Origin of the sequence: Bacillus sp. FSL K6-2971, assembly GCF_038006405.1 — a bacterium.
GTDB classification, from domain to species: Bacteria; Bacillota; Bacilli; order Bacillales; family Bacillaceae; genus Bacillus; species Bacillus pumilus.
This window is the reverse complement of the sequence record NZ_JBBOVD010000001.1, coordinates 1,207,369-1,232,274: the sequence shown is the minus strand read 5'-3', so window position 1 is coordinate 1,232,274 and position 24,906 is coordinate 1,207,369. Positions and strand designations below refer to the sequence as shown.

Below are 24,906 nucleotides of genomic sequence, written 5' to 3'. Positions count from 1 at the left end.
CATGTTCAACTCCCTTTGCCACATGCAGGCATGAACCTGTATGTTAAATATAGGTTTATTTTATACTGAAAAAAGATAAGATGGAAGATCATTCTTGCTTTTTGTCGAAAAATGTTGAGTTTTGTCTTTTCCATTCTGCCATCATTTCTTCTGCTTGTTTGTCATCTGTTTGTCTTTCTACCTTCAATTCATGTGTTATTTCCTGTCTTTGTTCAGAGCCTGATGCCCACTTGAACAAATCCCTTGCCACATCTTCTACAAAAAATGCCTCATCACGCTTCGTTCTTTCTTTATCAAGTGTCCATGGTCCAAACATGCGAGGAAGAATAATAGCCGGCACTTTCTGATTGGATGATTCACCTTCGTTTTTTTCGTAAAGTACTCGGTACATGCCATGCGCCGCTTTCAAGTCTTCCTGTCTTTTATCTGGTTCTTCTGATTGAATAAAGATCAGATCATACGTGTCTTTTCCATCCTGAAAGTCAATGACACGGAAAAGATCATTTCTGCCAAGCCACATCATTCGTTCTTCTAATAACCTCTTTTGCTCTTCTGTTTGATTATGAGGGCATGTGATATCCACATGAATGCCCTCTTTCATCATATATTCACACAGCGCTAGGCCAAAAAATTCATCTGCCCCTATGATCAGTCCTGTCTCCATGTTCATGTCCCCTTTTTTAGCTTATCAAATAAAAAGAAGAGCCCTTTCCATGAAGGGCTGTTATCATCCTATTCATCACAATTCTCTTTCATGCGATTTATAAAACTTGTGAATGGATTGAAAGATTCTTCTCGGATGATCAAACATATGCAAGGTGAGATCGATTTGACAATGCTCTGGATTCTTCATGTGCTGATCAATAAAAGGCTTTGCATGCAGTTCATATGCATAGGGTGCACCGTTTAGTCTTTGCCATATGTGAATCGGTACATGAGCAGAATGAACAGGGCAAGCTGGGAGCGGATACGTTTCCGCTTCCTTTTCAGAGCAGCCGTAGCTCTTCGCTAATTCTTTGATTAGCTGTTTATAAAAGAATTTGTGTTCCTTTTCTCTTTCTCGTTGTGCATAGAGATGCAGACATGGATTCACCATCGCAATGGATCTTAGCACTTCTGGCATCTCTTCAGCAAGGCTCATAGCAACGAGTGCACCCATCCCCTCTGCCAGCACATGAATTTCCCGGTTTAATATTTCTTGTTTTAATGTGTGATGAACGAGCTGCTTTGTACTAAAAACAGCATCTTCGCATCCCCAGTGATTCCCATGAAGATGACTATTAAACAATGTATATCCTTCATCCTTTAAGGCAGTTAAAAGCTGGTTTCTTCCATAGTGCTGAAGCCAGAATGATGTATTTTCCTGCACAAAGTGATTTCGGTCACCGAGGATAAGAATGCCAAAGCCATTTGGTTTTTGAGGAAGGTGAATGACGTTCCACTGGGAACCAAGCTGGAAAAACCGTTCGCTTACACCCATATGGCCAGCCTCCTTTCAGTGATTCTGCTTTCTATGATATGAACAACAACTCTTGTAGGAATAAGGAAATCCCCTAATGACAGAAGAATTCTTTTTATTTTTATAGAAGAAGGTCTAAAAATGGTCACATAAAGGCTAAAACAGTCTTTTCCCCTCACTCGTATCTATGGTATGATAATCAATAGATTGTTACATAAAGGACGGTGGGATTATGCATTATATTATCACCCTCATTTGGACTTTTCTGCTGACACATATGGCTGGTTACATCGTTGCTTCGATGAATGGCGCTGCTTATGACTTTACTTTGACTTCTATTCTTGCAGTGGTGTTTACGGTTATTTTATTCATCTTTGCTGAAGTAAGTCCAATGAAAGAAACGGAAAGTTCAACAAAACACTCTTAATACGTAAGAGATGAATGTGAGAAAGAGCTAAAATGATCTTGATTTTAGCTCTTTTTCTTTTTGCTTGAAAAGCGGTACGCTAAAACCCCCTGCAGCCACAGGGGGTTTTTTATTGCTTACACCTCGACGGTTTCGGATTTCTGTTTGTCTGCTGTCAAATGGCTTTTCGCAAGCCCTGTAAACAGGAAGATCGCGATACCTGATAAAATTTCAAGGACCCCACCACCAGCAATGACAGGTCCCGCTCCAAATCTTTCTGCCAGGACGCCTGATACGACAGCTGCAAACGGGAGGAAAACATTTGATGAAGCATTGATCACCGCGTATACTTGCGGCTGATCATCTTGGTCGACAGACGTTTGAATAATGACCATTTCCGGTACATTGATCGCACTAACGGCGGCACCAAATATAAAGGAAGCAAGTAAAACGACCGGCAGCCATGTACTCATCCCTGTGATAAAGAATGCAGCCCCTTCAATCATACCAGCGACAATAAAGAACAAACCAAATCTCTTAATTTTTACCTTCGCCAAAGCAAAGCCCATCATAAACGCGCCGACTGCAGCAACTCCTCTTAAAATGGAATACACCATGGAATCACTTTGCAGCGCTTCTGCTACGTATACAGCAGATAGTGCCTGCCACGGAGCTGCGGCGACATTCATTAAAATACAATACAACGTCAGCGCAAATAAAATGTGATGATTTTTGACGACGAGAAACCCTCTTTTTAAGTTATACAAATATGTATTCTTTGCTTGTTTTATACCTGCTGCTTTATCTTCATCGGTTTTCTTTAATTTAACACCGATAATAAACAGGCCGGATATGATGAATAAGGCAGTGGTGATGAGCAGGGTATCTGCAGGTCCGATTAATTTGACTAAGAGACCAGCGACCATGACTGCTGCAAGTGCAACAATTTCAAAAGAAGATTGCAGGATGGCATTTGCTTTTTGAATCAGATGCTTCGGTACAATCTGCGGTAAAATCGCCACCGAGGCTGGGTTATACGCTGCACCTGTTGCCGATTGAATAACCATTAATGAGATCAATAACCATAATGGCAATAGATGCGAAAAATGCAGTAGCGGAATAATGAGTACAATGGTTGCTCGAACGACGTCTGAAGCGAACATCCATTTAGACAAATGGTGCTTTTTCATAAGAGGTCCTAGTATTGGGGCTAGCAAAGATGAAGGAAGTACGGTTACTGCTAGGAGAAGTCCTGTACCGAGCGCTCCATCCCCTCTCAAAATCAATAGCCAAAGGACGGATGTAAAAGCAAAACTTTCTCCTGTGTTTTTGATGAGTCTTGATATGAATAATGAGGTGAAGCGTTTATTCCAAACACTTTCACTGAGATTCGTCTTTTCCATCACACAAATCCTTTCAACAATGTATTACAATTACATATTTTACCTTATCTTCTCTTTTATTCATACTATTTATTTGAAAATTTGAACTTAATTGTTTTTTATTATAAAGAAAAAAGAGGCATGACACATGCCTCTAAAGACTTATTCCAACCGACTCTTAGTCAATTGCTTACGGCTTTCTCTGATAGGTCCAAACACGGTTATGGTTCGAGTTATCCGGAAAGACGTCGCCTGCTTGAAGCTTAATCTTTAAAGGATCTTTCACCATACTGCCGGTTTCACCGATCTCGACATACACACCATTATTTGGTGCTTTATTCCCTGATTTAAACTGATGCTGCTGACCCATTTCCATCCTCCTTTCTCGATGATGTTATTATGTCCCGTGACTTGCCTCTCCAATCCTTTATGCAAAAAGTCCCTGCTCCTACGAGTCAGGGATACTTTTCATTTATTTGGTTTGTTGATACATGAGCTCTTTGATTAATGCTTTTTGAACATGCAGGCGGTTTTCTGCCTGCTGAAATACTTTTGAGTGCGGTCCGTCAATAATGTCTGCTGTCACTTCTTCTCCGCGATGTGCCGGGAGACAATGTAGGAAAATATATTCTTTTGCTGCATGACGCATTAGTTTGTCATTGACTTGATATTCTTTAAATTCAGCAAGGCGTTTCTCTGTTTCTGCTTCCTGCCCCATGCTTGTAAACACATCGGAATAAATGACATCTGCATTTTGGACAGCAGAGATTGGGTCTGTTGTAATGATGACTTCTGCGCCTGATTGTTTTGCAAACTCACGTGCTGTGTCTGTTACTTCTTGAAGTGGTTCATAGCCTTTTGGTGATGCAACTGCAATATCACAGCCTAGCTGCGCACAGCCAACCATCAAGGAGTGTGCCACGTTATTTCCGTCACCGATGTAGGCGACTTTGATTCCTTTTAATGTTCCTTTTGCTTCTTTTATCGTCAATAAATCAGCAAGTGCCTGGCATGGATGGGAGTAGTCAGTCAGTCCATTGATGACAGGAATGGACGCGTATTGTGCCAGCTCCTCGACCTTCTCATGTTCAAATGTTCGAATCATAATGCCGTCTACATAGCCAGACAGCACCTGCGCTGTATCACTGATCGTTTCTCCTCTGCCGATTTGCAAATCATTTGAGCTGAGGAAGAGCGCATGTCCCCCCAGCTGCGTCATTCCGGCTTCAAACGACACGCGGGTTCTAGTTGACGATTTTTCAAAGATCATCGCTAACGTTTTCCCTTTGAATAAATCTTGGTATGGGTTTTGTTTCATTTCTTCCGCTTTTTCAATTAAATAAGCAATGTCTTTGATTGAGAAATCTTTTAATGATAAAAAGTCTTTTCCGTATAATGTTGGTTGCAGATCAACTTGACTCATGCCGTCACTTCCTTTTTGTATAATTCTTGGAGCGATACTGGTGATACATCTCCATTTTTTCCTTGCAGGAATGCTTGAACTGTTTCATATTCGGTTAGAACCTGGACGCCATGTGTGAGTGCTTTTACGCGTTGCTCTTTTGCCTCTTCATCTTCGCCTAAATGGATGTGAAGGGATTTATCTTCGTTTTGCAGCCAAGTGTCAAAGCTGTCCGTCCAGACATCAAATCCTACATGTTTTGCTTCATCTACCAATTGTTCACTGCCTTTTATAAAGAGGCTACCTTTCTGATGCCAGATCGACGCAAACACTTTTTTCAAAGCGCTTTCTACGTTCTTGCCTACACACATTCCTTCTCCTGTCGCTTTCATTTCAGGTGTCAGCTTTAAGTCAATATCTTGAATGGCATGTGATGAGAAGACTGGGAATTTGACCGCTGTTCCCCCTTTGTTTTTCGTTACTGGGTTCAGTTCTTCAAGCGTTGCACCCGCTAATAATTGAGTCGCAAGCGGAATCATGTCAATGCCCATCACCTTGCTGACAACTGGAACGGTCCGGCTCGCCCGCGGATTCACCTCTAGTACAAGCGCCTGATCCCCTTTGATCACAAATTGGATATTCATAATGCCCTTAAACGCTAATTTCTTCGCTATTTGTTCGGACGCAATATGCACCTGCTGTTTGATGTCTTCACTGATGGAGACACTTGGTAAGATTGCAAAGCTGTCACCTGAATGGACGCCCGCTTTCTCAATATGCTCCACGATCGTTGGGATGAAAGTCGTTTTTCCGTCAGAAATCAGATCCACTTCAGCTTCTTTTCCAGTGACATACTCATCAATTAAAATTGGATATGGCAGATGATCTGGCTGATCAAGTAGTGACGTCAAATGCGCTTCTGACTGGACAACAATCATTCCCATTCCGCCAATGACATACGATGGGCGAATTAACACAGGGTAACCGATGCTTTTAGCATGCGTGAGCGCTTCTTCTTTTGAATGAGCTGTATTTCCTTTTGCATGAGGTAGGTTCAGTTCATCAAGAAGCTGATAGAACAGATCACGATCTTCCAGCGCATCTAGCGTGTCAAAGGATGTACCTAACAACGTAATGCCCGCTTTTTCTAAACCTTCTGCTACATTGATGGCAGTCTGTCCGCCAAATTGAACGATGACGAAATCAATTTGCTCTGCTTCCACAACGTTTAAGATGTGCTCTAATGTAATGGGCTCAAAATATAAACGATCTGCGATTTCATAATCCGTACTGACCGTCTCTGGATTGTTGTTCATCATAATGGTTTCAAAGCCAAGCTTTTGTAGGGTAAGAACGCCATGCACCGCACTATAGTCAAACTCGACTCCTTGCCCAATCCGAATTGGACCAGAGCCAATGATGAGTGCACGCTGTTTGGTTTTCTCTTGATGCTCTCCATCACTTTTGCCAAAGTATGTGGAATAGAAGTAGTTCGTTTTTGCATCAAATTCCGCTGCACATGTGTCGACAATCTTAAATGAAGCCGTAATGCCATATTCTTGACGAAGCTGTCTAATAGCCTCTTCACTATTGCCTGTTAGAAGAGCAATCGTTTCATCAAGGAAGCCCTTTTCCTTTACCTTTTTCAAGGTGTCTTTTGAGAGCGTTCCCTCATGGTTTTTCAATTCCTGTTCGAGAGTGATCATATTGTTGAACACATGTAAGAAGAATAGATCGATTTTCGTCGCTTGATGGATCGCTTCAACCGTTTCCTGTCTTGAAAGAAGCTCCATGACAGCAAAGAAACGTCGATCGTCTGGTGTTTTGACAAGCTCAAATAGTTGCTCAGTCGATTGGTCTTTCAATTCTGGCAGGTGGAAGCCCTTTGTTTTGATTTCAAGAGAGGCGACCGCTTTTTGGATGGCTGATTCTAAATTACGGTCAATCGCCATGACTTCGCCAGTCGCCTTCATTTTTGTACCTAATTGCCGATCTGCCTGTTTAAATTTATCAAACGGCCAGCGTGGGAATTTCACGACGACATAATCGAGTGCCGGCTCAAAACTAGCATAAGTTGTGCCTGTGAGCGGGTTTTTCAGTTCGTCTAGTGTATAGCCGACCGCAAGCTTTGCTGCCATTTTAGCAATCGGATAGCCCGTTGCTTTTGAGGCAAGAGCAGATGAACGACTAACCCGCGGATTCACCTCAATGACAAAGTATTCTTTACTGAGTGGATCAAGGGCGAATTGGATGTTGCATCCCCCAACTACATCCAGTGCTGAAATGATTTTCAGGCTCGCTGAACGAAGCATTTGATAATCCTGATCCGTTAATGTTTGCGAAGGTGCAACGACAATCGAGTCTCCTGTATGCACGCCAACTGGATCGATATTTTCCATATTACAAACCGTAATACACGTATTTTGACGGTCTCTCATGACCTCATATTCGACTTCTTTAAAACCCGCGATGCTTTTTTCAACTAAACACTGATGAATCGGGCTCGCTAAAAGGGCTCCTTCAATAAGCGGTTTAAACGCTTCTTCTGTTAAAGCAATTCCGCCGCCCTTTCCGCCAAGTGTGTATGCTGGTCTTAGGATGACTGGGAAGCCTACTTCTTTTGCAAATTGAAGGGCATCCTTTGCATTATCCACAATTTCACTATCTGGCACAGGTTCGTTCAACTGCTTCATGAGAGCACGGAATTTCTCTCGATCTTCACCGTTTTCAATTGTTTCAACTGACGTTCCGAGCAGGGTTACCCCGTGCTTTTTCAGCACATCGGCTTTTTCGAGCTCGACAGCAAGGTTTAAAGCGGTCTGTCCGCCAAGGTTGGCTAAAAGACCATCTGGTTTTTCCTTTTCGATGATTCTTGTCACTGAATCAACTGAAAGCGGTTCAAAATAGATTTCATCAGCAAATGATTCGTCTGTCATAATGGTTGCTGGGTTGTTATTCACTAAAATGACTTTGTAGCCTTCTTCTTTTAGGGCCATACATCCTTGTGTTCCTGAGTAATCAAATTCTGCTGCCTGACCAATGATGATTGGACCAGACCCGATGACTAGAATGGTTTGTATGCTTTGATCTTTAGGCATGTGCAACTTCTCTCCTTGCTTGTTTCACTTTCTCAATAAAATCATCGAATATCCATTCACTTTCAGCAGGACCTGGGTGTGCTTCTGGATGAAATTGAACTGACATAATAAGCTTCTCTTTATGAATGAATCCTTCGACAGATCCATCATTAACATGAAGGAATTTCACGTCCACTTCTTTGTCATTCATGCTTTTTTCATTCACCACATAGCTGTGATTCTGACTTGTCATGAAAACACGTTTGGATTCTGTATCTTGTACAGGGTGATTCGCCCCGCGGTGGCCAAATGGAAGCTTATACGTATCCCCGCCAAGTGCAAGAGCGATTAATTGATGACCTAAGCAGATTCCAAGTGTCGGGAAGGTCATCATGATGTCATGAATGGTTTTTAAATATGGCTTCATTGTTTTGGGATCTCCAGGCCCATTTGATAGCAGGACCGCATCTGGCTTAATCTCAAACACCTTTTCCAGTTGTTTGTACGGAATGACGGTTACTTTACAGCCGCGCGCTTCAAGCGAATCTGCTATTGATTTTTTAAAGCCAAAATCAATAAGCGCTACATGTTCCTCGCCGCTGCCTTGAGTGTAGATTTCATCCTCTGTCACCTGTGCGACCACATTGTCTTGTTTCATGGCCGGCGGTGTTTCGTTTTCGTCTACACTGATCACAGCGTTCATCGTCCCATTTGCCCGGATGTTTTGCACGACTGCTCGTGTATCTGTATGAGTCAGAAGCGGAATGTTCCACTTCTGTAAATAATCTTTTAAGCTAACCGCTGCCAGATGGTGAGAGAAATGATCCGCTGCTTCATACACAACGACAGCTTTCACTTGTGGTTTTTTGCTCTCAAAGTCTTCATGATTAATGCCGTAATTTCCGATGAGTGGATATGTGAAAACAATGATTTGTCCCTTATAGGAAGGATCTGTGAGCACCTCTTGGTAACCTGTCATTCCTGTAAAGAAAACCACTTCACCTGTCATGCCAGCTTCTCCTGTCAGATCTCCTTCAAAAGAGGCTCCATCTTCTAAATTTAAATAACCTTTCATGCTTGTGTCACCCCAAATTGAATAATTAGTAATATAAATGCATTTTTATGCGTTTTGATGTAAAAAAATTTATACCGTCACTGTTTCATTTGCTAAAACCTGAGTAATCGCTTCTATTGCTTGATCTATTTCTGCTTTTTCTACATTCAGCGGAGGTAATAACCGAATCACATTCGGACCAGCTGGAAGTACCAGCAATCCCTGTTCTCTCAGAGCTGTGATATAATCACCGACTGGCTGATGACATTCAATCCCTGCCATCAATCCTTTTCCGCGTACTTCTTTTACGATATTCAGTTGTTTCAGATCTTGCAGCTTTTCTAACAGATAAGCGCCTTTTTCTTTGACTTCTGTCAGAAACTCTTCTTTGAAAACGACATCGAGTGTTGCATTCACTGCAGCCATGGCAAGCATGTTGCCACCAAAAGTTGTTCCATGTGAACCTGGTAAGAATGCGTCTCCTAAAGCCTTTTTCCCGATGACTGCACCGACTGGGAAGCCATTTCCTAATCCTTTAGCAGAAGAGATAATATCAGGATCAAGTCCCGTCTGTTCGTATGCAAATGCTGTTCCTGTACGTCCAATACCCGTTTGAATCTCATCTACGATCAGAAGTGCTTCATGCTTTTGGCAAAACGCTTGAACAGCTTCTAGAAATTCTGTTGTCGCTGGATTTACGCCACCTTCTCCTTGCACAACCTCAAGCATCACCGCTGCCACATCATCGACTTCACATGCGGCAATCGCTTCTGGGTCATTAAACGGGACATAATGAAAGCCTTCCAGCATGGGGCCAAAGCCCGTTTTGATTTTATCTTGACCTGTAGCAGCCATACCAGCATACGTGCGCCCATGAAAAGAGTGCAAAAATGTCACGATATTTATTTTCCCTGTTGCTTTACGTGCTAATTTGATTGCACCTTCATTCGCCTCAGCTCCGCTATTACAAAAAAATACGAGATCCCCTGAACTGTTTGCAGCCAGCTTTTCTGCTGCTTTTTCCTGCAGCCCATTTTCAAATAGATTCGATACATGCCAGACGTGATCGAGCTGCTTCTTGATGGCTTGATTGACCTTTGGGTGATTATGACCGAGATTTGTGACCGCAATGCCTTGTATAAAGTCTAAATATTTTTTCCCATTTGTATCGACTGCCCAAGAACCTGCTGCCTCTTTAATTTCAACATTCCACCGTCCATAAGTTTGAAAGAGATGACTCACAGGACCGCCTCCTTTTCCTTCACAATTCTTGTTCCTTTAAAGGTTTCCCCTGTAAAGATACTTCCTTTACCATTGACGATCATGACTTCATCCACATCTCCTGATAAAGCACTCAAAGCGGATTGTACTTTTGGAATCATTCCCCCGGAAATAATGCCTTCATCAATGAGCGTGAGAGCTTCTTGTTCGGTGACGACATCTAATAATTCACCATTTTTTAAAATGCCTTCCACATCTGTAACAAACATGAGCTTATCAGCTTTCATCGCTCCTGCGACAGCTGATGCTGCTAAATCAGCGTTTACGTTTAACGTTTGGCATTCTTCTGTCATAGACAACGGTGCAATCACAGGAATAAATTGTTTTTCCATTAATGCTTCTACCATCTCTGGATGCACTTCTTTGATTTCACCAACGTACCCGTACACGTCTTGATCAAGAAAATCAGCGACAAGCATCTGACCATCTTTCCCAGACACGCCGACAGATGAGATATCATGCTTTGCGAGCTCTGACACAAAGTATTTATTGACCGTTCCCGAGAGGACCATTTCGGCTACCTCTAATACCGGCTTCGTTGTTTTACGCTGCCCGTCAACAAATTCTGTTTTCACTTCTAATTTTTTCAGCATGCTAGTGATTTCAGGGCCTCCGCCATGGACGATAGCCAGCTTAAATCCAGCAGCTTGAAGTGAGCGGACATTTTCATAAAAGGTATCTGAAAGTTCTCGAATGACACTGCCTCCACACTTGAATACGATCGTTTTATCCATGTCTATCTCCTTCATTATGTGCGATAGCTCGCGTTAATTTTCACATAATCATAGGTAAGGTCACAGCCCCATGCCGCTGCCTGACCATTTCCCTCATTCATTTGAATCAAAATCGTAATCTCATCCTGCTCTAGATACGCTTTTGCTTCCTCTTCTGAGAATGGCTGCGGTTCGTTATGTTTAAAGAGACATTGTCCACCTAAATACACTTCTACCTCTTGTGGTGTGACGGACGCTGCGCTATGGCCAATCGCTCCAATGATACGTCCCCAGTTGGCGTCGGTACCGTATACGGCTGTTTTCACTAGACTTGAACCGACGATTTTCTTCGCTATGATGCCAGCTTCTAAATGATTTTTAGCGCCAGCGACTTGCGCTTCAATTAATTTCGTTGCACCTTCTCCGTCTCTTGCAATCTCTTTAGCAAGATCCTCACAAGCTAGCTTTAATCCTTCTTTGAACAATGGCCATTCTGGATGCTCTTCATTTAGCACATCATTTTCTGCCATGCCATTTGCCATCACGAGCACCATATCGTTTGTCGATGTTTCTCCGTCGACAGTAATTTGATTAAAAGTCACATCGGTAATATCACGAAGTGCATTTTGCAGAGCTTCTTGTTCGACATTTGCATCCGTTGTCACGAAGCCAAGCATTGTTGCCATGTTCGGATGAATCATGCCAGAGCCCTTCGCTGCACCTGAAATGAGAACCTCTTTGCCGTTTATCGTCAGGGTGTATGTTGTGTTTTTAATGACTGTATCTGTCGTTAAGATTGCCTCTTCAAAATGACCATTTCCTGCTTTTGCTTCTTTCAGCTGAGTGATGCCTTTTTTGATTTTATCCATATCCAGACACTCTCCAATGACACCAGTAGAAGAAACAGCAATGTAATCAGGTTCTATCCCTAACATATCTGCGCAGGCTGCCTGCATTTCGTATGCGTCTTTCAAACCTTGCTCACCGGTACATGCATTGGCGATAGCACTATTGACAATGACCCCTTTTAATTGCCCTGTCTTTTTTAAGCTTTTCTGAGTGACTTGTAGAGGCGCAGCTTGAAAGTGACTTTGTGTGTATACAGCTGCACTCGCTGCCGGTACTTCACTGACGATCAGTCCAAGGTCTTTTTTTGAATAACGTAATCCAATATGAATCCCCTTTGCTTCAAAGCCTTTTGGTGATGATACGTCACCGTCTATTTTAACAATGCTTTTTTCATTCAATTCGATCATGTTTGTTGTCTCCCCTATTCTTATGGATAGAGAGGTGTCATTGTGAGGCCCGCCTCTTCATCTAAGCCTTTGATGATGTTGAAGTTTTGAACCGCTTGGCCGGCTGCGCCCTTCATGAGATTGTCGATCACAGACACAATCGTGAGTCTGCCTGTACGTTCATCTAAATGAAAGCCAATGTCACAGAAATTACTGCCGTATACTTCCCTTGTTTTTGGATACACCCCGTGATCTCTCACTCTGACAAAATAGGAATCTTCATAAAAGCCTTTCATATGCTTCATCAATTCCTCTTTTGTGATATCTGATTTCAGCTGGGTATACATCGTTGCCATAATCCCCCTTGTCATCGGGACAAGGTGCGTTGAAAAGGTGATGTTCGCCGTTTGCGGATTCCATTCTCTTAATATTTGCTCTATTTCAGGTGTATGTTGATGTTCATTTACCTTATAAATTTTGAAGTTGTCGTTTAGCTCTGAAAAATGCGTTCCAAGTGAGGCAGATCGTCCTGCACCGGACACTCCTGTTTTTGCATCTATGATGATCATAGATTCATCGATTAGATTCTGTTTCATCAGCGGTGCTAAGCCGAGAAGAACTGCGGTAGGGAAGCACCCTGGGTTTGCAATGACTTCAGCCTGCTCAATCGTTTCACGATTCAATTCAGGTAACCCATACACAGCTTGTTGAACAGATGATTGATCAGCTGCCCTTCGTTTATACCAAGCTTCATAGGTTGCACCATCTTGAATGCGCAAATCACCTGATAAATCAATGATAGGCACTCCTTGGTTCATGAGCTTCGGTGTGAGTTCACTTGATACGCCTGCTGGTGTCGCTAAAAACACAGCATCTGTTTCTCGCACAATGGCAGCAGGATCAATGGCTTTTAATGTTTGATCAGTAATCGTTGTTAGATGCGGATAAGATTGACTGTATAATTGCCCATCACCACTCGATGAATACAATATACATTCATCCACGTGTGGATGTTGCTTGAAGATACGAACTAATTCCGCACCACCGTATCCCGTAGCACCTATAATACCTATTTTCAACGTCAATACACCCTCTTGATCTTTGTGAAATTATTTAACATTATAACATGTATAAAAATTAATTCAATTGTATATTTAATATTTCTTTTCATTTTTTTTCATAAAAAAATCCACATATCTTCGTGAGACATGCGGATTTATCTTTCGTATTTCATCATGATGACGATGAGGGCACTGCATAAATATAATATGGAGCTTGCATAAAAAATGAAATACACGGTGAAGAAATCTGCAAACAGGCCGCCAAGCATAATCGCTATCGATGAAAAAAGAGCTGTCCAAAAATGATAGCGGCCGACCTCTTTCATTCTCTTATTCTCTGTTGTCAGCTCTGTGACAAGCAGTTTTTCCCCGTGCTTTTGAAAGCCGCCTAGCGCACCAAGAGCCAGTTGAATCATATACACTTGCTCGACTTCTGTTATATGAGGAAATAGCAGTAAAAGAAATGCCATTCCGAACGAATGAATGATTAAAAAGAGACGCCTGTCAGTGGTTTCGGGCAGTTTCCCTAAGAGTAAATGAATAAACGCTCCGCTTAAACCAAACAAGCCATAGGCAAGACCAAACTGTGAATAGCTTGAACCAACATTTTTAATAAAAAGAATGTAAAAAGGGAAAATCAAACTACTGGCGAAAAACAGCAGGCTTTGTGAGTAGACGAACCATTTCATTGCTTTTGCATTCATTGTGTATTGTACCTTTCATAAAAGTAATTGATAAACCTGCCATCTGGATCTGCTTGCTTTTTCTTTTGGAAGAATACATCGGTTTTAGGATAGGCCTGCTTCATTTGTATCTTCGTTTGATAAGGCATGTACGGTAAGTAATAGCTTCCATGGTGCTGAAGCGTGATATCTGTCATTTGCCGGATGATCCGCTCTGCTTCTGCCTTCTTTTCTTTCTCAAAACCATAATTCACTAAAAGAACAAGTGCAAACATATCTTCTTTCGCATATGAGAGATCCGCTTTTTCATTTTTTTGTACGTAGCGGATCGTGATGTTCATTAAATTCAATTCTTCCTGTTGTAAAAAGTGTCTCATTTCATCGATATACGCACGAAAGCGGTCGACTGGGACGAAATATTCCTGAAGCACATCTGTATCTGATTCATTTTCATATTCTAAAAAAGCAGAATCTGAGCGCATCACATTGTTTCTTGTGATCAGCTGATCATTTTGACTTTGGAAATACTTCTTTTGCAAATGCCATAGCAGATCTTTCCCCATATCAAATCTTCTTGAAAGACCGAGCATAAATTTGAGTGGCATAACGAGTTGATCCTCTTTCAACTCTTGATATGATTCAATCTCTTGTTGTGAAGTGAGGGAATAATTCGTCACATACATCTCTTTCAAAAAGTTTGTTTTCGCTGTTGAGATTCTGGCAAGATGCATGCGTACTTCTTTATTTTGTTTGACATGTTTTTGAAAATAATCACTGTATTCGCGATAATCTAGAGAGGTTGTCTCCATTTTGTATAATTCATCTCTCGTTAACGAAAGCTCAACATCTAAAATGACGCCGAACAAACCATATCCGCCAATCACGGCAGTAAACAAACCATCGCCCGGCTTCACTGTAACGATCTCCCCATCTGCCTTAAGTAGCCTAAAGGAACGAACAGTGTCTATGAGTGAGCCGTAGCGAATGTCACGTCCATGTGCGTTTGCACTGAGAGAACCGCCAATCGTGAAGATATTCTGTGATTGCATGACCTTCACGGCAAGACCATATGGGTTCACATATGTTTGTATATCATCCCATGTAACGCCGCTTTGGACCCGAATCGTTTTCTTTTTTTCATCAAACGCTAAAATTTGGCGGAATTCTGTCATATCGAGCACAATGCCATTTTCATAATACGTGTGGCCGCCCATGCTATGCTGTTTGCCGGCTATTGATATCGGCAAGTTTTTTACTTTCGCTTCTTCTACTACTTCTTTTAAAGTATCTATTTCTTTACCTTGAACGACTTTTTTTATTTTAACAGGCATGAGATGACTGACATCTGTAAACGCCTTAAGATCTTGTTTTTTGTGTGCTTGCTCCTCGCGGATGGTGATTGATGTAAAAAATGCAGCAGCGTATCCCATTAAAAGAACAATCCATAACCATTTTCGTTTCATTATGAGGTACTCCGATCTGTCATATTACACCCATTATATCAATCCATTCTCTTCCTCCACCTTATTTTTTCATAAAAAAACCTGGTATGAGTTCAACTCATACCAGGCATTTTCATTTGTGCTTATTGAATACCGAGCGCAATTTTTGCGTATCTTGACATTTTGTCTCGTGTCCAAGGCGGATTCCATACGATGTGAACTTCTGTTTCTTTCACTTCTGGAAGATCACTTAATGCTTTTTTCACTTCATCCACGATAACTGGTGCAAGGGGACACCCCATTGATGTTAAGGTCATCGTGATATCCGCTTTTCCATTCTCATCAAGATTGACATCATAGACAAGTCCAAGGTTGACGATGTCGACATTCAGTTCAGGGTCAATCACCTGTTCTAGGGCGCCTAAAATATTTTCTTTCAATGCTTCATCCATGATATCCACTCCTTTTCCATTAGTATAACGTACTTTTTCTTTTGACTAAACGTTTGTGCTTTTCAGATGTGTCACAAACCAGTCAATCGTTTCAAACATTGCTTGTCTTGAGACCTTATGGCCAGCCTGTCCATCTGTAATAAAACGAATCAGGTGCTGATCTTCTTTATATTGGGTTGCTGCTAACTCGTCATAAAGAGCTTTTGCATGCCGGTAAGGGACAACTGGATCATTTTCTGCATGCCAGAATAACAGCGGTCTTTTGTTTAATCGATCTGTTTGCAGCGTTAAATCATAAGGACGCAGCACGTCTAATTGCTGATGAACCTCTTCGTCTGTAATCTCTTTCATCAACCCTTTGTGACGCATGTCCATAATTTGTGCTTGTAGAAATGTCGTATATTTCGGACTGCCCATCAAGCTAACTGCCGCTTTAATCCAATCATGCTTGGCGAGTGCACCAAAGGTCGTGATGCCGCCCATGGAAGTACCTGCAACACCGATCAGATCGGCTTCAATCAAATGTTTTTCTTCAAAGTATGTTTTGAGTATATCGATTTCACGTATTTCGTTCAAGACAATTTCCCAGAACCTTGACGCCAGTTCCTCTAAGCTGAGGTTTTCTGATCTTACACCATGATAAGCACAGTCAGGCAAAATCACTCTCATGCCTTTTTCCGCCAAATGAAAGGCGAAGTGTAAGTTGTGCTCGCGTGCACTTGTAAATCCGTGTATAAAAAATACAAGCGGTAGCGGTTTGTTTTTATTTTCAGCTTTTACGATATGTAAAAATGGAATATCGCGCGCAATTTGCTCATCAATGGTGATCACTGCCTATGAATCCTCCTTTATCATTCCCGTCTTTGTTTATTTTAACATGTAGACAACAAAGATGTGATAAAGATACACTATAGGTAGAGGCGCCGCACGAACTGCCTCCTATCACTTACAGATCAAAGGAGATTTTATGGAGACTAAACCTTACCTAATCGCACTTGACCTGGATGGCACGTTATTAAAAGATGATAAAACCATCTCTACACACACACTTGACGTCATTCAAAAAGTGAAAGACAGCGGGCATCATGTCTGTATTTCAACCGGCCGGCCATTTCGTTCCAGCTCTCCTTATTATCAGCAATTACAGCTTGATTCACCCATTGTGAATTTTAATGGAGCGTTTGTCCATCATCCTCTTGATGAAAAATGGGGCAGATTTCATACGTCACTTGATCTTCAAGTCGTTAAACAGCTTGTAGACATTAGTGAGGAGTATAAAGTGCATAATGTGCTAGCTGAAGTGTTAGACGATTTGTATTTCCATTATCATGATGAGAAGCTCATTGATATATTTAATATGAATGCAAATAAAGTCACTGTTGGAGACCTTCGGGACAACCTTGGAGAGAATGTGACGAGCGTGTTAATTCACGCAAAAGAAGAGGACGTCGGAGCCATTCGAAGCTATTTATCAGATGTTCATGCAGAAGTGATTGATCATAGGCGATGGGCTGCTCCGTGGCACGTGATTGAGATCATTAAAACAGGCATGAACAAGGCCGTTGGACTGCAAAAGATCAGTGATTATTACGGCGTTCCACAGGAGCGGATTGTGGCATTCGGAGATGAAGACAATGATTTAGAAATGCTTGAATTTGCTGGATGCGGTGTGGCTATGGGCAACGGAATCGATGCCGTGAAACGTGTTTCAAATGAAATCACAGATACAAACGAACAAGATGGGATTGCAAAGTTTCTAACGAATTACTTCTCCCTTTAATTTTTCCATTCATACATAACCGAAGGAAGCGGGCATACTACCTTTAGACAGGTTGTCCTGTCAGCTTGTGTAAAGGGGCGGATTCCGAATGGGTAAAAGAAGCAAATCGAAACGCTTTATACAACAAGGTAAAGATTCAGTCAGTCTGCATGACGCACGTTTTCCTTATCGTTCTACGCTTGAAGAAGCGTCTGGCAGAGAAAATATGAAGACTGATGCTTCTGGAGGTTCATTGTGAGAAACGAACTTTTTGATCAAGCCAAATCATTTACTGAAGAAGCCCTTACTTCTTCATTTTCATCTGGGTTAGAGCGTCAACAGGCGGTCAAACGAGCCAAAAATGCCGTATCTTCTGCATTTGCCAATTCGACAGATGCAGAAAGAAACCAGCTGCATACCTTCCAAGACTTGCTCGATGATCTCTAACATAAAAAAGCTGTCCAACATTGGACAGCTTTTTCTGATTCTCATGAAGCTGAAAGCACTTATTTCACTTGGAACGTTTTCTTTTCCGTGATTTGCTTCAGCCCTTCTGCTTTTCCTTTAAATGTGACGACCGCTTCATACGTTCCCGGCTTGACACCATTTGACCACGTATCTTGAAAATCATAGGCTTCGCCTTTCTTCAGCACAAATGATTGGATGGCCTGTGTGAACATACGGTCTTTTGAATAGCGGTATTGTTCATTTCCGTTTTCATCATACACACTGAGTTCGAATTTCTGGCTTGTGTTAAAGGTAAATTCAATATCTCGATCTGATTCATTTTTCAATGACATGTTAAATTGAACCGAAGAACCTTTCTGGACGGGGTCTACTGTGAGTACAACCGTTTTTTCTCCCATTTGACCTGATACCTCCTTGTTTGGTTCATCCTTTTTTTGTTGTCCACAAGCGGTTAAAATCAATACAACGAGGAGAAGCACCAACCCTTTTTTCATTCGCTACCCACCTTTTAATCTCGTCTGAAAAATCCAAGAATATTAGTTGTTTGCACAATATTTGTAAAGGCTTTTGGATCGACTTCTTTAATAATTTGTTCAAGTTCATACAGCTCATACCTTGTAATGACGATCACCATCATTTCTTTTGGCTCATTGGTAAAAGCTCCCTTTGCAGGTACAGTCGTAATACCTCTGACCATTTTTCCATAAATGGCTTCCTTGATTTCATCAGCCTTCTTCGTCACAATCATCGCGGTCAGCTTCTCATGTCTTGTATGGATGGCATCAATGACCCTTGTGGTCACATACAATGTGACAAGGGTATATAATGCTTTCTCCCAACCTTGTAATAATCCTGCTGTAAAAATGATGATACCATTTAAAATGAAGAAATACGTGCCGACTGGTTTATCCTTCCACTTCGCTAAGATCATGGCTATGATGTCGAGTCCGCCTGTCGATGCCCCAAATTTGAGCGTGATCCCAATCCCTACTGCGGATATCACGCCGCCAAACACAGCATTTAGTAAAATATCATGTGAAACACTCGTTTCTGGTAAGATGCCGAGGAAAATGGTCGTCAGAGCCACACTGATGATGCTGTAAAACGTAAAGGAACGGCCCACTTTCATCCAGCCTAAAATGCCGACTGGAATATTTAAAATAAATAATAGAATCCCTGTGGATACATAAAATGGCGCATATTGATCCATTAAGCTGGATAACAGCTGGGCTACCCCTGTAAACCCACTCGCGTATACATCAGCTGGGATTAAAAATAAATTCAGTCCAATCGCATTGAGCAGTGCACCAATGACGACGACAATGAGTTTTTTTGCTTCTCCGATGAACATATTGTCATTCCTCCACTTACCATTCTCTCTATGGTTTTCCCTAAAATTTAGAATTTGAACACGAAAAGTTGATTTCTGTGATATAGTTAGGCTAAAAAGTTGTAAAATATGGCTGATTTTTTTAGAAAGAAGGGATTTTGATGACTGTTCATATCATAGCAGACAGTGCTGCTGATCTGCCTCTTTCTTATTATGATGAACATAACATGACGGTTATTCCGCTCCGTGTATTGCTTGGCGAGCAGGAATTTGAAGATTTGGTCACCATTGAACCAAAACAAGTATTTGATGCGATGAGACAAGGTGCCAGCCCAAAAACGTCACAAGCTTCACCAAACCGAATCAAAGAAGCCTTTGTTTCTCTCGCACAAACCCATACATCTGCAATCTATGTTGCCTTTTCATCAGAGCTTTCTGGTACATATCAAACCGCTATGATGATGGCAAACGAAGTGAAGGAAGAATACCCTGATTTTGATTTACGAATTATTGATTCTAAATGTGCTTCACTCGGCTATGGGCTTGCTGTCAAACACGCTCAATCACTTGCCATTGACGGAAATACAATACAAGAAATTGAAACGTCTGTAAAGCATTTTTGCGAATCTTTACAACATATTTTTACTGTAGACGATTTATCGTATTTAGCAAGAGGCGGAAGAATTAGTAAAGCGTCCGCATTTGTTGGCGGTTTATTGAGTATTAAGCCCATTTTACACGTCGAGGATGGAAAGCTCATCCCCCTTGAGAAAATCCGCGGACGTAAAAAGCTGTTGAAACGCATTATTGAACTGATGAAAGAACGTGGAACGGATTGGTCAAATCAAACTGTTGGCATTAGTCATGGTGATGATCCTGCACTTGCAGAAGACATGAGACAATTGATTGAAGCCGAATTTCATCCAAAAGAAATTGATATTCAGATTGTCGGCGCAGCTGTTGGGTCCCATTCAGGCCCAGGCACGCTTGCCATCTTCTTTACAGGCAAACCATCATAAAAAGCACCCTTCCCTGACACATCACGGGAAGGGTGCTTTTCTTATGACTTATGAAAGTTTAAAACGGTGGACGGTTTCATTTAACCTTGCCGTCATACTCATCAGTTCTTCTACCTGTTTGTTCATTTGATGGAATGATTGCAGCTGTTCATTGGCCGAGGCAGAAATTTCTTCACTGCCAGCTGCTGTTTCTTCTACAACTGCACTAATATTTTCAATCGAGTTGAGCACTTGTCCGCCAAGCTCTGTTGATTGAACAATTTGGTCATTTAAGACCGCCATTTCTTGTTTAATGTGCTGCGCTTTTGTTTCTATATCTTCAAAGGAGTGTGAGGTTTTGTCCATCGCATCCTGCTGTTGAAGTGAAAGCTTGACTCCTTCTTTGACAGTTTGACTAATGGATTGAATGCCTCTTTCAATATGACTGACCATATCAAAGATTTGTCTTGTAGCGTTAGATGATTCGTCGGCAAGCTTACGAATTTCATCTGCTACAACGGCAAAGCCTTTTCCAGCCTCACCTGCTCTTGCCGCTTCGATTGCCGCATTTAGCGAAAGTAAGTTTGTCTGATCCGCAATGTCAGAAACTGTTTTGGCCATAGCCGAGATCCCGCTAGCATATTGCGTGAATTCTCCTGCCGACTGCTCGATTTGCCTTGTGGCATGTGTATTTTTTTCAATCGCCGTTTTTGTTTCTGTTAACGTGTGCTTTCCACTTTCCACTGCTTCTATCGCATCCTCTGTACTTTGGATGACTGTTTGTGAACGTTCGGAATTTTTACGTCCATGCTGATCCATCTTTTCAATCAAGCTAACGCCATGCTGGAGATCCTCTGAAATGGCTTGTGACCCATTTGCCATTTCGTCTGTCGAGACAGATACTTGATTTGCAGATTCCATCAGCTTTTTGTTTTCATCATCTAACTGGATCGAGAATGTCTCTACTTGACTTGAGACATTACTGATTTCTTTAATCAAACTAATCAGTTGATCTGTCATTTGATTAAAGGATTCATTCAAGCCGCCGATTTCATCCTTACGCTGAATATCCATTCGCTCGACAGCAAGGTTGCCTTCTGCGATCTGCTTCGCTCGGTAGGAAAGTGATTTAATCGGTGTCACGATGGATCTTGTTAATCCAATATTTAAAAAGACAGCAATGACAATCAGTGTGAGGGCTGCGACGAGTGCACTTGTGATGATCCATTGCACATTATCCGCTGTATTCTCTAGATTTTGTTTATATGCTTCTTCTGCTCTTTTATTCATTGTATGGATGTCGTTTAAAACACCATCAATTCTTGCAGCGACCCGTCTTGTATCCGATGCGTTTTTTTCACCAATGGCATTATTTGCTTCTTTGGTCCACGTGTCATATTTTGCATTTAACCTTGTTAATTCACCTTTATTTATATTTCCTGCATGTTTGTTTAAGGTTTGCAGTTGTTTTTTTGCTGTAGAAATACCGGTTTGAACAACCTCTAGCTGTTCATCAGAAAGTGTCATTGAATAATTGGTCATGGTTTGTTCGACGCTTTCAAAGCTTGCCTTTGTTTTTTGAACATTTAATAAGGTTTGAACTTCTGTTTCATTTGATGATTGGATCTTTGTCATACTGACAATGATAAAGGCGATGACGCCAACTGCTAAAAGAAGTGAGACGAGTGAGTTGAGTAAAATTTTGATGCGCAAGCTCATGATGCGTCCCCCTCATCTTTTAGCAATTTCTCCTTCAGTTCATTTACTTTTTTGGTCAATGTTTCAGCATCTTTGAGCACCCGAATTCTTGCCATATCGATTCCGTCATTGCTTAAGTCGTAAATAACATGCCCATTTTTGATTTGATTGCTCTTGACGAGCTGTTCGCTGAATTGATAGACCACTTCATCGACTTTTTTTACCATGGACGAAATCACCGCTTTTTCAGCGGTGTAGTACTGATCACTATCTACACCAATGGCATATTTGCCCTGCGCTTGCGCTTCTTTTAATACACCGACACCTGTATAGCCAGCTGCGGCATATAAAACGTCTGCTTTCTTTTTGATCATGCCTTTGGCTATTTTACTGCCTTTGTCCGCATCACTAAACGTATTAGCATAGGTGGATAAGATCTTGATGTTCGGATTCACTGATTTGGCGCCTTTTTGGAACCCTTTTTCAAAACGATGGATCAACTCCGCATCGACACCGCCAACAAATCCAATGACATCACTTTTCGTTGTCATTGCAGCAAGTGCGCCCGCTAAATAGCTGCCTTGCTCTTCTTTAAACGTCACGGAGGTCACATTTTTCAGCTCAGATACGGCATCGATGAGCAAAAAGTGCTTCTTCGGATATCTCTTTGCGACTTTTTCTAAGTCTTCTTGCATACTAAAGCCTACCCCGATGACGAGATCATTGCCAGCTTTTACAAGCTCGGTCAGTCCTTTTTCATATGTATCGGTTTCTGCAATTTCTCTATAATCAAATTCAATGCCTAGGTCATCACGTGCTTTTTCTAATCCTTTAAACGATGAATCGTTAAATGATTGATCACCAAGACCATCATCTGTGAGCATAACGCCAATATGCTTCGCATTTGATGCTGGTGGTTTCCCTTGTTGATTGCTGCATGCGGCGAGCACCATAAGCACGGCTGCCAACAGAAGCAATGAAATTTTCACTTTCATCCAAACACACACTCCTTTTATCATCCTTACTCCTTTCTTATCGGATTTGAGAGGCGTTGTTTCAATGATTAAGTGAAGGTTTTTCAGCTTTTTTCATGACTTTTTTCACTAAAAAAACCCATTATTTATCACAAATATAAAAAAAGGGATAAAACCATGATGATTTTATCCCTTTTTCTTCATTTCAGTGTGATATGAAAACCCATGAGGTTAGGGTTCTCTTTCACGCTGCTCACTTTTTCTCGTATGTCCAGCCCTCTTTTTGGTAAACTAGGCCGTTTTTCATCAAATGACCTAATGCTCGTTTAAAGGCTGCCTTGCTCATTTGGAATCGTTCGCGGATGTCTTCTGGATCACTTTTGTCTCCATAAGGCATAGCACCATTTCTCGTTCTCATATAGGTTAAGATTTCTTCTGCATCGACAGATAACGCTTCCTGTTTTCTAGGAAGCAGAGAAACATTCACGGTTCCATCCTCTTTCACTGCAATGACGCGTCCTGTCACGGTCGATCCTAATCTTGGCTCTTCCTTTCGTTCCGTACGGTGGATAAACCCTCGCACGCCTGTATCTGTCAGCATAAAAGAGCCTGTCGCAATTAAGCGATAAATCGTACCAGTGATTTCTTTGTTCATTAAGGTTTCGGGTGCTTCAGTAAACAATTCACTGATCACATCTTCAGTGGCTGGCTTTGCGAACATTCTGCCGTAGCTTGTGACTTTCAGCATACAGTAAAGTTTGTCTCCTTTTTTCGGCCATGCTTCCTCGAAAGGCGGAAGGTGTTCTATTGCAACAAGTGCATCCTTTGACAGCCCAACATCCACAAATGCGCCCATGTCTTCTAGGACGTCTACGACTTCTACCCAGCCATATGTATGCGCATTGATTGTCGGTATTTTCATCGTCGCAGCTAGCCTTTCTTCATGATCTACGTATAAGTAGACCTCTACTTCATCTTGGTCACCAATATCTTCTGTCATTTCACTGCGGTGCAAGAGGACAGAATCTTCACCATCTGTCAAAAAGTAACCGTATTCCATCTCGTTCTCTATTTGCAAGGTCAGTTGCTCACCTGGTCTCATGTTCTCTTCCTTCCTATCTGCTCATAAAAGAGCGTTCGTTCATCTTTTGATTCACTTTATTCTACTATACTTCTCTTCACATGAACATCTCTAGTTCTGTTAGCTAAAGTGGTCAAACCGAACGCGATTTATACCGCTGCCAGCAGAACTCTTTGACTCGTCTCTTCGATAAAGTTTCTTCTTCTCCACGTTGCATGATAAAATAGACGCAATATCTATCCATGGAGGTCATGTGTTATGGCAAAAGAAAGCTCATTTGACATTGTATCGAAGGTTGAACTGCCAGAGGTGCAAAACGCCGTTCAAGCAGCGCTGAAGGAAATTAAAAACCGTTATGATTTTAAAGGAAGTAAAAGTGATATTTCTCTTGAAAAAGAAGAGCTTGTGCTCATCTCTGATGATGACTTTAAGCTTGAGCAGCTAAAAGATGTACTTGTGTCGAAGCTGATCAAACGAAATGTTCCAACTAAAAACATCGACTACGGAAAAACCGAGCATGCCCTTGGCGGAACCGTACGCCAGCGTGCAAAGTTGATCAGCGGAATTGATCAAGACAACGCCAAAAAGATCAATGCACTCATTAAGCAATCCGGCATCAAAGTAAAGTCACAGTTTCAAGATGACCAAGTGCGTGTAATAGGAAAAAATAAAGATGATTTACAAGAGGTTATTTCTCTTATGCGCAAGGCAGATTTACCGATTGACGTTCAATTTATAAATTTTCGATAAATTTCAAATTTTCCATTGATTATTTCCGATTTTTTCGATACAGTGGATGGAAGTTCAATTTATTGACATGTTCATATCGCTTTCTTATCAAGAGAGGCAGAGGGACTGGCCCTGTGAAGCCTCAGCAACCGGTGTAGTAGAAATATATTTTCTATGACCAAGGTGCTAAATCCAGCAAGCAACTGCTTGGAAGATAAGAAG

At 41.6% G+C, this 24,906-nt stretch carries 26 protein-coding genes and 1 riboswitch; of the genes, 6 read left to right on the top strand and 20 right to left on the bottom strand.

The window, feature by feature from the left end; genetic code table 11:
• Positions 1–88: 88 nt before the first annotated feature.
• Both MHI33_RS06110 and MHI33_RS06105 read right to left on the bottom strand, forming a co-directional pair.
• Entirely contained in the window at positions 89–664 is a 576-nt protein-coding gene (locus tag MHI33_RS06110) for a nad binding enzyme (protein ID WP_065098862.1), read from the bottom strand.
• Between the two features lie 75 nt (positions 665–739).
• Entirely contained in the window at positions 740–1,480 is a 741-nt protein-coding gene (locus MHI33_RS06105; protein WP_003211061.1) for a hypothetical protein, read from the bottom strand.
• Between the two features lie 211 nt (positions 1,481–1,691).
• On the opposite strand from MHI33_RS06105, the gene MHI33_RS06100 reads away from it, so the two are divergent.
• Positions 1,692–1,886 (top strand): YjzD family protein, encoded by a 195-nt coding sequence (locus MHI33_RS06100; protein ID WP_003211779.1) that lies wholly within the window; start codon positions 1,692–1,694, stop codon positions 1,884–1,886.
• Between the two features lie 116 nt (positions 1,887–2,002).
• Here MHI33_RS06100 and MHI33_RS06095 read toward each other — a convergent pair whose 3' ends face one another.
• The 13 genes from MHI33_RS06095 to MHI33_RS06035 all read right to left on the bottom strand — a co-directional run bounded on the left by MHI33_RS06095 (position 2,003) and on the right by MHI33_RS06035 (position 16,478).
• Entirely contained in the window at positions 2,003–3,268 is a 1,266-nt protein-coding gene (locus MHI33_RS06095) for an MFS transporter (RefSeq protein WP_065098863.1), read from the bottom strand.
• A gap of 169 nt (positions 3,269–3,437) precedes the next feature.
• Complete coding sequence (locus MHI33_RS06090) at positions 3,438–3,617, bottom strand: YjzC family protein (RefSeq protein ID WP_003211282.1); 180 nt, start codon at positions 3,615–3,617, stop codon at positions 3,438–3,440.
• A gap of 102 nt (positions 3,618–3,719) precedes the next feature.
• On the bottom strand, positions 3,720–4,670 hold the full coding sequence (argF, locus tag MHI33_RS06085) for an ornithine carbamoyltransferase (RefSeq protein ID WP_065098864.1): 951 nt from the start codon (positions 4,668–4,670) through the stop codon (positions 3,720–3,722).
• Complete coding sequence (locus MHI33_RS06080) at positions 4,667–7,747, bottom strand: carbamoyl phosphate synthase large subunit (RefSeq protein ID WP_340909899.1); 3,081 nt, start codon at positions 7,745–7,747, stop codon at positions 4,667–4,669. Before MHI33_RS06080 ends, argF begins: the two co-directional genes overlap by 4 nt.
• Positions 7,740–8,801 carry a carbamoyl phosphate synthase small subunit gene (locus MHI33_RS06075; RefSeq protein ID WP_106067194.1) on the bottom strand — a complete coding sequence of 354 codons (1,062 nt, stop codon included), beginning with the start codon at positions 8,799–8,801 and terminating at the stop codon, positions 7,740–7,742. The genes MHI33_RS06080 and MHI33_RS06075 overlap by 8 nt, the downstream gene beginning before the upstream one ends.
• A 69-nt stretch (positions 8,802–8,870) precedes the next feature.
• A complete protein-coding gene (locus MHI33_RS06070; RefSeq protein WP_340909896.1) occupies positions 8,871–10,022 on the bottom strand; it encodes an acetylornithine transaminase in 1,152 nt (383 codons plus the stop codon).
• Positions 10,019–10,795 carry an acetylglutamate kinase gene (gene argB, locus MHI33_RS06065; RefSeq protein WP_268507241.1) on the bottom strand — a complete coding sequence of 259 codons (777 nt, stop codon included), beginning with the start codon at positions 10,793–10,795 and terminating at the stop codon, positions 10,019–10,021. The genes MHI33_RS06070 and argB overlap by 4 nt, the downstream gene beginning before the upstream one ends.
• A gap of 14 nt (positions 10,796–10,809) precedes the next feature.
• Positions 10,810–12,030 (bottom strand): bifunctional ornithine acetyltransferase/N-acetylglutamate synthase, encoded by a 1,221-nt coding sequence (gene argJ / locus MHI33_RS06060; protein WP_340909888.1) that lies wholly within the window; start codon positions 12,028–12,030, stop codon positions 10,810–10,812.
• A gap of 20 nt (positions 12,031–12,050) precedes the next feature.
• The gene (gene argC, locus MHI33_RS06055) at positions 12,051–13,088 is read right to left on the bottom strand and encodes an N-acetyl-gamma-glutamyl-phosphate reductase (RefSeq protein WP_340909885.1); all 1,038 of its coding nucleotides are present in this window, start codon (positions 13,086–13,088) and stop codon (positions 12,051–12,053) included.
• A gap of 137 nt (positions 13,089–13,225) precedes the next feature.
• On the bottom strand, positions 13,226–13,774 hold the full coding sequence (locus tag MHI33_RS06050; RefSeq protein WP_012009539.1) for an MFS transporter: 549 nt from the start codon (positions 13,772–13,774) through the stop codon (positions 13,226–13,228).
• On the bottom strand, positions 13,771–15,216 hold the full coding sequence (locus MHI33_RS06045) for an FAD-binding oxidoreductase (RefSeq protein WP_340909882.1): 1,446 nt from the start codon (positions 15,214–15,216) through the stop codon (positions 13,771–13,773). The genes MHI33_RS06050 and MHI33_RS06045 overlap by 4 nt, the downstream gene beginning before the upstream one ends.
• Before the next feature lie 122 nt (positions 15,217–15,338).
• A complete protein-coding gene (locus tag MHI33_RS06040) occupies positions 15,339–15,647 on the bottom strand; it encodes a metal-sulfur cluster assembly factor (protein WP_073415111.1) in 309 nt (102 codons plus the stop codon).
• Positions 15,648–15,692: 45 nt separating this feature from the next.
• A complete protein-coding gene (locus MHI33_RS06035; protein WP_340909875.1) occupies positions 15,693–16,478 on the bottom strand; it encodes an alpha/beta fold hydrolase in 786 nt (261 codons plus the stop codon).
• Between the two features lie 136 nt (positions 16,479–16,614).
• Between MHI33_RS06035 and MHI33_RS06030 the strand changes: the two genes are divergently transcribed.
• The 3 genes from MHI33_RS06030 (at position 16,615) to MHI33_RS06020 (ending at position 17,853) form a co-directional block, all read left to right on the top strand.
• Positions 16,615–17,427, top strand: a complete 813-nt coding sequence (locus MHI33_RS06030; protein WP_113768411.1) for a Cof-type HAD-IIB family hydrolase — start codon at positions 16,615–16,617, stop codon at positions 17,425–17,427.
• Between the two features lie 88 nt (positions 17,428–17,515).
• Entirely contained in the window at positions 17,516–17,665 is a 150-nt protein-coding gene (locus MHI33_RS06025; RefSeq protein ID WP_060699564.1) for a hypothetical protein, read from the top strand.
• Positions 17,662–17,853 carry a DUF3813 domain-containing protein gene (locus MHI33_RS06020; RefSeq protein WP_024425070.1) on the top strand — a complete coding sequence of 64 codons (192 nt, stop codon included), beginning with the start codon at positions 17,662–17,664 and terminating at the stop codon, positions 17,851–17,853. The genes MHI33_RS06025 and MHI33_RS06020 overlap by 4 nt, the downstream gene beginning before the upstream one ends.
• A 59-nt stretch (positions 17,854–17,912) precedes the next feature.
• Here MHI33_RS06020 and MHI33_RS06015 read toward each other — a convergent pair whose 3' ends face one another.
• Complete coding sequence (locus MHI33_RS06015) at positions 17,913–18,368, bottom strand: BsuPI-related putative proteinase inhibitor (RefSeq protein WP_044139906.1); 456 nt, start codon at positions 18,366–18,368, stop codon at positions 17,913–17,915.
• Positions 18,369–18,382: 14 nt separating this feature from the next.
• Positions 18,383–19,225 (bottom strand): YitT family protein, encoded by an 843-nt coding sequence (locus MHI33_RS06010; protein WP_003211320.1) that lies wholly within the window; start codon positions 19,223–19,225, stop codon positions 18,383–18,385.
• Positions 19,226–19,365: 140 nt separating this feature from the next.
• Between MHI33_RS06010 and MHI33_RS06005 the strand changes: the two genes are divergently transcribed.
• Positions 19,366–20,223, top strand: a complete 858-nt coding sequence (locus MHI33_RS06005) for a DegV family protein (protein ID WP_065098873.1) — start codon at positions 19,366–19,368, stop codon at positions 20,221–20,223.
• Between the two features lie 48 nt (positions 20,224–20,271).
• Here MHI33_RS06005 and MHI33_RS06000 read toward each other — a convergent pair whose 3' ends face one another.
• From MHI33_RS06000 to MHI33_RS05990, 3 genes are all read right to left on the bottom strand, one after another.
• Positions 20,272–21,921 carry a methyl-accepting chemotaxis protein gene (locus tag MHI33_RS06000; RefSeq protein ID WP_106067193.1) on the bottom strand — a complete coding sequence of 550 codons (1,650 nt, stop codon included), beginning with the start codon at positions 21,919–21,921 and terminating at the stop codon, positions 20,272–20,274.
• A complete protein-coding gene (locus tag MHI33_RS05995; RefSeq protein WP_340909868.1) occupies positions 21,918–22,895 on the bottom strand; it encodes a BMP family lipoprotein in 978 nt (325 codons plus the stop codon). Before MHI33_RS05995 ends, MHI33_RS06000 begins: the two co-directional genes overlap by 4 nt.
• Positions 22,896–23,127: 232 nt before the next feature.
• The gene (locus tag MHI33_RS05990; protein WP_340909864.1) at positions 23,128–23,976 is read right to left on the bottom strand and encodes a CvfB family protein; all 849 of its coding nucleotides are present in this window, start codon (positions 23,974–23,976) and stop codon (positions 23,128–23,130) included.
• 237 nt (positions 23,977–24,213) lie between these two features.
• On the opposite strand from MHI33_RS05990, the gene MHI33_RS05985 reads away from it, so the two are divergent.
• Positions 24,214–24,705, top strand: a complete 492-nt coding sequence (locus MHI33_RS05985; protein ID WP_044139900.1) for a YajQ family cyclic di-GMP-binding protein — start codon at positions 24,214–24,216, stop codon at positions 24,703–24,705.
• Between the two features lie 81 nt (positions 24,706–24,786).
• A riboswitch (SAM riboswitch) is annotated at positions 24,787–24,905 on the top strand.
• Position 24,906: the final 1 nt, after the last annotated feature.